We start from the raw sequence: 8,009 nt of genomic DNA, 5'->3' as shown, positions 1-8,009 counted from the left end.
CTTCGCGACCGCGTGGCTGGTCCTCGGCGCAGCCGGCGTGGTCGGAACCGGCAACGCGCTGCTCGCGGCGCTCGGCGTGGTGGCCTGCTCGGCGATCTTCGGGTTCGGCGAGACGATGCTGTCGCCGGTGATGCCCGCGCTGACCAACGCGCTCGCCACCGACGAGCTGCGCGGCCGCTACAACGCGATGAGCTCGATGATCTTCGGGATCAGCGGGGTGATCGGCCCGGTCACCGCCGGGCCGCTGATCGGCGCCGCGCACGGCCGGGTCTGGGTGGCGGTCGTGGTGGGCGGCTGCCTGGCCGCCTCGGTGCTGGCCCTGTCGCTGCGCCCGCTGCTCACCGCCGCCCAGGACGGCCGCGCCACCGCACCGGTCCGGGAGCCGGAGCCCGCGCCCGCCTGACAACCGACGCCGGCAGACGAACGGGCCCCGGAGCAACGCTCCGGGGCCCGTCGTCGTGCGGTCGGCCGTCAGGCGGCGGGGACCTCCGCGGTGGTCTGGATCCGGTCCAGCGCCGGCGCGGAGACCGGCGACTTCTCGGTCAGGTACGCGGTGAAGGCGTCCAGGTCGATCATGCCGGTCACCGGGTTGGTGCCACCGGTGAGGACGCTGAAGCCGTCACCACCGCCGGAGAGGAAGTTGTTCACCGTGACCCGGTAGGTCGCGGTGTCGCTCACCGGGGTGCCGTTGATGGTGAGGCTTCCCCGGACCACCCGGGTGCCGCTGCACGGCGTGGCGGCCGGCGCCGTGGTGCCGTTGACGTCGACGACGTAGTGCACGGTCGAGGACGCGTAGAGCACCTTGGCGGTGGTGAACTGCTGCTCCAGCATGCAGTAGAGCTGCGCGCCGGTGAGGTCCAGGGTCACCAGGTTGTTGGCGAACGGCTGGACGGTGAACGCCTCGGCGTAGGTGACCGGGCCGGCGTCGAGGTCGGCGCGGACACCACCGGGGTTCATGAACGCGGCGACCGCGTTCTGCTCGTTGTCGGTCGCGGCGAGCTGGGCGTCGGCGATCACGTTGCCGAGCGGCGACTCACCGGTCTGGTACGTCGGCTTGCCGTTGACGTCGACCCCGGTCTGGTACAGGTTCTCCTGGGTCTTGGTGATCACGCTGGTGGTCTCGCCGACGACCTTGTCGGCCACCGGGCCGAGGGCGGTCTTGTAGCGGGTGATCAGGTCGTTCGTGGCCGTGTCCGGGTCGACGGTCCGGGTCACCACGACGTTGTTCGCCGACGCGCTGACGATGTCGCCGCTGCGCCGGTCGACCTTCAGGTCGATGTCGGTGACCAGGCGGCCGAACGAGCTGGCGCTGGTGACCAGCTTGCCGTTGATGTTGCAGTTGTACGCGGCGTGGGTGTGCCCGCTGACGATCACGTCGATCGACGGGTCCATCCGGTTCGCGATGTCGACGATCGGGCCGCTGAAGCCGACGCAGTCGTTGATGCCGCCGCCGTTCTGCACGCCGCCCTCGTGCAGCAGCACGACGATGGCCTGCACGCCCTGGGCGCGCAGGATGCGGGCGTACCTGTTGGCGGTGTCCGCCTCGTCGGCGAAGGACAGGCCGGCGACACCCTGCTGGCTGACGATCTGCGGGGTGCCCTCCAGGGTCATCCCGATGAAGCCGATCTTGACGCCGTCGACCTTCTTGATGCCGTACGGCGGCAGCAGCGGCTTGCCGGTGGCGGTCTTGAAGGCGTTCGCCGAGAGGTACTGGAAGTTGGCGCCCGCGAACGGGGTGCCGTCGCCACAGCCGTCCACCGGGTGGCAGCCACCGTTCTGCATCCGGAGCAGCTCGGCGGCGCCCTCGTCGAACTCGTGGTTGCCGACGCTGGCGAACTGGAGCCCGGCGAGGTTCATCTCCTCGATGGTGGGCTCGTCGTGGAACGCGGCGGAGAGCAGCGGCGAGGCGCCGATCAGGTCACCGGCGGCGACCGTGATGGTGCGCTCCCGCTCCTCCTCCGTGGTGCCACGCAGCGCGTCGAGGTGGGCGGCCAGGTACGCCGCGCCACCGGCGGGCTGCCCGGCGATGGAGCCGCTGGACCCGGTCGGCGGCTCGAGGTTGCCGTGGAAGTCGTTGATGGCGAGCAGCTTGACGTCGACCGGCTTCGGGCCGGCCTCGGCCTGGTTGGGGTTGACGGCGACCGCGGTGAACGCGGTCGCGGCGAGTGCGGCCAGGCCGACGGCGGCCCGGCGGCGCATCCCGGGGACGGACATGGAACTCCTCGTGAGACTCGGCGCGTGGCTGTCCGGGCGATGGTTCGCACCGGTGACCCTGGACGTGCCGTGACAGGGGTCGATCGCGGATGACGGCGGTCGGGGGGACGCCGCCTGCCGAAGCAAGCTTGCCACCCGTCAAGCGATCGGTCGACCGGGGCAGTGCATCGCAACTCTGGATACCGACGGCGACCTGCACCGGTACGCCCGACTAGTCGGACATGACCGGCGGGTGAATTCCTTCACGCCCCACCGCTGTCGGAGGTATGGGCTAGGAATGTAGCCATGGAGTCGAGCGGGACCAACTGGACGGTGGACTCGGTGCGGTCCGCCGACGGCACCACGATCGCCTACGAGACAGCCGGCGACGGGCCGCCGATCGTCCTGGTCGGCGGGGCCTTCAACGACCGGAGCACCACCCGCCCGCTGGCCGCCGCACTCACCGCCGACTTCACCGTCTACGGCTACGACCGCCGGGGTCGCGGCGACAGTGACGACACCGGGCCGTACGCGGTGCAGCGCGAGATCGAGGACGTCGCCGCCCTGATCGACCGGGCCGGCGGTCGCGCCCACCTCTACGGCCTCTCCTCCGGCGCGATCCTCGCGGCGTACGCGGCGGCAGAGGGGGTGCCGGTCACCGGGCTGGCGCTCTTCGAGCCGCCGTTCCAGGCCGGCCCGCACGGCGGCCGCAAGCCGGGGCTGGCCGAGCGGTTGAGCGAGCTGGTCTCGTCCGGCCGGCGCGACGAGGCGGTCGCACTCTTCCTGACCGACGCGGTCGGCGTGCCCGCCGAGGCAATCACCGGGATGCGCGACGCCCCGGAGTGGGCCTGGATGGCGGGGCTGGCGCACACCCTGGCCTACGACACCACGGTCACCGGCTACGGCGAACTGCCCGCGGACCGGCTCACCGCGATCGCCACTCCCACCGTGGTGCTGGACAGCACCGGCAGCCCGCCGTGGCTGCGGGACGCGGCCGTGGCGACCGCCGAGGTGATCCCCGGGGCCACCCACGTCAGCCTGGCGGGTGGCTTCCACGAAGTGCCGCCGGAGGTGCTGGCCCCCGCGCTGCGCGACGCCCTGCTCGGCTGAGACGCGGAATCCCTGGGGGATCCGGTGCACGCCCACGGCGCCGGCCCCCAGGGACCAGGGAGCCGGCGCCGTGCGCGGGGCGGACCAGCAGGAGGGTGCGGCGCCTGCTGATCCACGATCAGGTGTCGGTCGAGGCGGCCGGTCCGCGACCCGGGCGCCTCGGGATCGACCCCTTCATGTCACGTGGAGAATCTTGCTCGCGCAACCTTCCCGCCGGTAAATACATCTGCGGACGAGCCGAACACGACCGATCGGTGGTCAACATCTGCCGGTCCGCCGGTGGTATCCGGCCGAAGGCCTCTCATCAGCGGCAGCGCCAGACCGTCGGCACGTCCCGGACGCCCCGGCGCGGACCCGGCTCGGTCGGGTGCACCGCTCCGTAGATCGTCCCCGCATCGTCGAGCAGAATCGGCTGCGGCCCGTACTCGGGGTTCGCACCGGCGGGCAGTGGAACGGTACGTGCGGTGCCGTCCCGCTCGACCAGCCTCCAGCCCTGGCCCGGTACGCCGGCCAGCAGTCTCCCGTCCGGGCCGGCGACCACCGTGAAGTGGTTGCGGGTGTCCAGGCCGTGGTAGACGACGAGCTGCCCGGTCCGAAGGTTCAACACCCCCGGCGAGGACTTCTCGCCGCCGCCGGAAACGATCCCGGCCAGCCAGTCACCCCCCAACGGCGACTGCTCAAACCGCATACTTCCCGGACTCCAGCCCGCGGGGAGGGGGAACACCGCGCTGCTGCCGTCGGCCCGCAGGAGGCGAATCCTCGCCGTCCCCCCGGGTGGCGATTCGGCTTCGAACCGGATCACCGTGCCGTCGTTGGTCCAGCTGATGACCCGACCGGGCTCGGGTTGGCCGAGCATTTGCGGCGGCCCGTCCGTGCCCGCCGACCAAACCACCAAAGCGCTGTCGCGATCGGAGGCCGAGCCGACTGTCCCGAGGATGTCACCGCGATCGTTGACGGCGACGGGACGGGCCTCCGCATATCCCGCCGGCGGGGTCAGGTTCCGCACCTTCCCGTCTCGGTAGACCCAGTAGACGCTGGATCGACCCTTCGGTGACTGACCGTTGCCGACCACGACGCCGGCGGCGTTCACGGCGGTCACCTCGGCCCTCGCCCAGGGCACGTCGACGAGCGACGGTCGCCCCCGGTCCCAGAGCACGAGGTAGGACCGCACCTGTTCGACCAGCTTGTCGCTCACCTCGGCGGTCCCGGCCAGGAAGCGGCCGGTGGGGTCGGCCGCGGTCACCCGCGGGAACCACGCCTCCGTCGGCACCGGGTACTGCTCGTAAGCGCACGGCGCGGCGGCGTCGGCGACGGTGACGGTCACCGGCACCACCGTGGGGGTGGGCAGGATCTCGGGCGGGCGGTCGGCGACCTCACCCGGGCCGCGGTCGGGTCCACTCCGGCCGACCGTCACCGCCGAGCCGAGCCCGACGGCGAGCACCGCCACCGCCGCCAGCGCGACGGTGAGCCGACGACGTCGCCGCTCGTCCCGGCGGCCGGCCCGCAGCACCGCTCCGACGTCCACCCGGCTGGGTGGCACGGGTGCCTGGGTCAGCGTCCGGTGGACGGCCCGGCCCGCCTGCTCCTCGTCCCAGGTCATGTCATCCTCCCGCTCGCTGGTCGGTGCAGGCCTCGAGGTCGAGCCGGCGGCGGAGCGCCGCCAGCCCTCGCGAGGTGTGGCTCTTGACGTTGCCGGCGGAGCAGCCGAGCAGGCCGGCCACCTCGGCGACGGAGAGATCGCAGGCGAACCGGAGTGTCAGGACGGCCCGCTGGGCAGGTGGCAGCCCGGCGAGCAGGTCACGGACCGCCTGGCGGTCCTCGATGGGGGACGCCCCGGCGGCCGGCCGGTCGGGCGTCTCCGACATCAGGCGGATCCGGGACCAGCCGCCGCGCCGGTCGTCGAGGTAGGTGCGTACGAGCATCCGGCGGACGTACGCGTCGGTGTTGTCCGCACCGGCGGCGCGCCGCCAGTGCCGGTACAGCTTGGTGAGCGTGGTCTGCACGATGTCGTCCGCCTGGTGCGCGTCCCCGCACAACAGGTACGCGGTGCGGTGCAGCACGGGTATCCGCGCGGTCACGTACTCCACGTACTCGGTCTCGTCCTCGGCCCGCATGCCGCTCCTCTCCGGGACCCTCCACACCCGTGACGGGCGCATCCGCGACCCAGGTTGCATCGGGACATTTCACCTGGGTCAGGCCGGCGGCCGTGCCGATGACCAGCTTCCGAATCGCGAGCGGCGACCAGCGCCCGGCGACACCCCGCCGGTCCGCCAGGTAGTCGGTGGTCCGGGCGACCTACCAGAGGAGCCGCTCCACCCCTCAGAACCAGCAGGTCTGCCCGGCGGCGTGGCTGACCTGCACGGTGTGTGTCACGCAGCCACCGTCGGCGACCCGGTGCAGCAGGAACGCGGTCGGCTCGGCGACCCACCCGATTTCCGAGTCGTCCGTCATGGCCAGGCTGACCTGCATCCAGGTGCTCGGCGCGGTGGTCAGCACGGTGCCGGCGAAGGCGCTGGTCACCGGCCGGTGCAGGTGGCCGGCGACCACCCGGACCACATGCCGGTGACGCCCGATCACCTCGGCCAGGGCGTCGGCGTCGGTCAGCCCCATGGCGTCCATGGCCGGGACGCCGACCGCTACCGGCGGATGGTGCAGGCACACCACGGCGGGCACCTCCGGCCGACCGGCGAGCACGCCGTCGAGCCAGCCGAGCTGGTCGTCGCCGAGCCGGCCGGCGTCGTCACCCGAGGCCAGCGAGTCGAGCACGACGAGCGTCCCGTCCTCGTGGTCGACGTGGTAGTAGGCCGAGAAGCCGCCGGCCAGGCAGGGGGTGCCGCCGAAGGTGTCGAGCAGCGACTCGCGGTCGTCGTGGTTGCCGGTGGCCAGGTGCACCGGCAGCGGGAAGCGCCCGATGACGTCGCGCAGGGCCAGGTATTCGTCGGGCCGGCCGTTGGCGACCAGGTCGCCGGTGATCACCACGCAGTCCGGCCGGGGACGGAGGGCGAGCACCCGGCCGAGCGCCCGGTGCAGCCCGGACGCCTGCTCGGCGGCGAGCGGGCCGGTGGTCACGTGCGGGTCGCTGAGCTGGGCGATGAGCATCGGCGCCTCCTGACGAGCCCGGGACCCTCACGCTATCGTCGCCGGCTCCCCTCGCGGGGCCCCACCGCACCCACAGGCCCCGTCCACAGCCTGTGGATAGCACATGTGTACGAAGGTCGGCGGCCCCTCCGCTGGGTACCCTTGATCGCGCCCCCGGCCCCTCTCAGCAGGAACGACGTGGATCACGAGCGAGTCGTCCGAGACGTCACGGTCCGCCTTCCGATGGCGTCGACCGCGCTGGAGGCGTGCCAGTGGACCGTCGCGGCGCTGGCCCGGCACACCCCGGCGACGATCTCGATCCTGCTCCAGGTCCACGACCGGCTCCGCTGTGTCGCGGCCACCGGCGCCTGGCAGGTCTTCTCCACCGTCCCGCCGAAGACCGGCATCGTCGGCCGGGTGTACGACTCCGCCGAGCCCGCCACCGTCCCCGACGTGACCGCCGACCCCGACTACCTCCCGGTACGCCCCGACGTCACGGCCGAGATCTGCGTGCCGGTGCGGGACCGGGCGGGCCGGCCGCTCGGCGTGCTGGACCTGCAGTGGAGCGGCCCGGTCGAGCTGGGGCGGTGGGCCGAGACCGCACAGCGGCTGGCCGACCGGCTCGGCGCGCGGATCGGGGCGCTCGGCGGCCCGCCGGCCGAGAGCCGCAGCGAGAAGCTGCTCCGGCACGCCACCGCCATGACCACCGCCCCGACCGAGTGGGATCTGCTGACCGCCGCGATCACCGCGGCCCGGGACGTCTCGGCCCTCTCCGCCGCGGTGCTGATCCTCGCCGGACGGCGCGAGAGCCGGCTGGGCGCGCCGACGGGCACCCCCGGCGCGCTGGAGGCCCGGATCCGGGCCGAGTTGGCCGAGGCCGGCCCGGCGGCGCTCGACCGCATGATCAACCGGGCGCACCGGCACGGCTCGGCGTACACGCTGGGCGAGGCGGGGCATCCACCGACCGAGGACTACCTGCCGCTGACCCGGGCCGGGGCGCGCACCCTGGTGGCGGTGCCGGTCGGCCCGCCGGACGGCGGCGGGGTGCTGCTGGTCGCCGACGAGCGGCTGCTGCGGCCCGACCCGACCACGGTCAACCTGATCGAGCTGCTGGCCGGGCAGGCGTGGACCTGTCTCGACCGGCTGCGTACGCTCGCCCGGCTGCGCGAGCAGGCCAGCTCGGACCCGCTCACCGGGCTGCGGCACACCGGGCCGTTCGGGCAGCGGATCGCGAGCGCCACGCCGGGGCGTACCGCCCTGCTGGCGATCGACGTGGACGGCTTCAAGGACGTCAACGACACGTACGGCCACCAGGCCGGCGACCGGCTGCTGGTGGGGCTGGCCCGGGCGCTGGAGAGCGCGCTGCGCCAGGGCGACGAGCTGTACCGGACCGGTGGCGACGAGTTCGTCGCGGTGATCGAGGTGAGCCGCCCGGAGGAGGCGGTCCGGATCGCCGAGCGGCTCACCGAGGCGGCCCGCCGCACCGGCCGGACGATCAGCGTCGGGGTTGCCCTACCCCGCCCCGGCGAAACCCCGGAGCGGACCCTGCGCCGCGCCGACCAGGCCCTCTACGCGGTGAAGCGCCACGGCCGAGACGGCGTCCATCTCTCCGCCGCCTGAAAGCCCTC

7 protein-coding genes are annotated in these 8,009 nt (G+C 73.2%); 3 read left to right on the top strand and 4 right to left on the bottom strand.

Annotation, left to right across the window (positions count from 1 at the left end; genetic code table 11):
• A partial coding sequence (locus ACW0Q9_RS13950) for an MFS transporter (RefSeq protein WP_456181296.1) occupies positions 1 to 403 on the top strand: 403 nt, incomplete at its 5' end.
• Between the two features lie 68 nt (positions 404 to 471).
• Here ACW0Q9_RS13950 and ACW0Q9_RS13945 read toward each other — a convergent pair.
• Positions 472 to 2,214 carry a bifunctional metallophosphatase/5'-nucleotidase gene (locus ACW0Q9_RS13945; RefSeq protein WP_456181294.1) on the bottom strand — a complete coding sequence of 581 codons (1,743 nt, stop codon included), beginning with the start codon at positions 2,212 to 2,214 and terminating at the stop codon, positions 472 to 474.
• Between the two features lie 285 nt (positions 2,215 to 2,499).
• Here ACW0Q9_RS13945 and ACW0Q9_RS13940 point away from each other — a divergent pair, with 285 nt between their 5' ends.
• A complete protein-coding gene (locus tag ACW0Q9_RS13940; RefSeq protein ID WP_456181292.1) occupies positions 2,500 to 3,303 on the top strand; it encodes an alpha/beta fold hydrolase in 804 nt (267 codons plus the stop codon).
• Positions 3,304 to 3,607: 304 nt separating this feature from the next.
• On the opposite strand, the gene ACW0Q9_RS13935 is transcribed toward ACW0Q9_RS13940, so the two are convergent.
• The 3 genes from ACW0Q9_RS13935 to ACW0Q9_RS13925 all read right to left on the bottom strand — a co-directional run bounded on the left by ACW0Q9_RS13935 (position 3,608) and on the right by ACW0Q9_RS13925 (position 6,402).
• Positions 3,608 to 4,903, bottom strand: a complete 1,296-nt coding sequence (locus ACW0Q9_RS13935; protein WP_456181290.1) for a hypothetical protein — start codon at positions 4,901 to 4,903, stop codon at positions 3,608 to 3,610.
• Between the two features lies 1 nt (position 4,904).
• Positions 4,905 to 5,417 (bottom strand): SigE family RNA polymerase sigma factor, encoded by a 513-nt coding sequence (locus tag ACW0Q9_RS13930; RefSeq protein ID WP_456181288.1) that lies wholly within the window; start codon positions 5,415 to 5,417, stop codon positions 4,905 to 4,907.
• Positions 5,418 to 5,622: 205 nt separating this feature from the next.
• Positions 5,623 to 6,402, bottom strand: coding sequence for a phosphodiesterase (locus tag ACW0Q9_RS13925; protein WP_456181286.1), 780 nt, complete (start codon positions 6,400 to 6,402; stop codon positions 5,623 to 5,625).
• A 222-nt stretch (positions 6,403 to 6,624) separates the two neighbouring features.
• On the opposite strand from ACW0Q9_RS13925, the gene ACW0Q9_RS13920 reads away from it, so the two are divergent.
• On the top strand, positions 6,625 to 8,001 hold the full coding sequence (locus ACW0Q9_RS13920; protein ID WP_456181284.1) for a diguanylate cyclase: 1,377 nt from the start codon (positions 6,625 to 6,627) through the stop codon (positions 7,999 to 8,001).
• Positions 8,002 to 8,009 lie beyond the last annotated feature (8 nt).

The organism is Micromonospora sp. I033 (assembly GCF_053890995.1).
The sequence above is the reverse complement of the archived record's forward strand: the minus strand, read 5'-3'. Positions and strand labels throughout refer to the sequence as shown.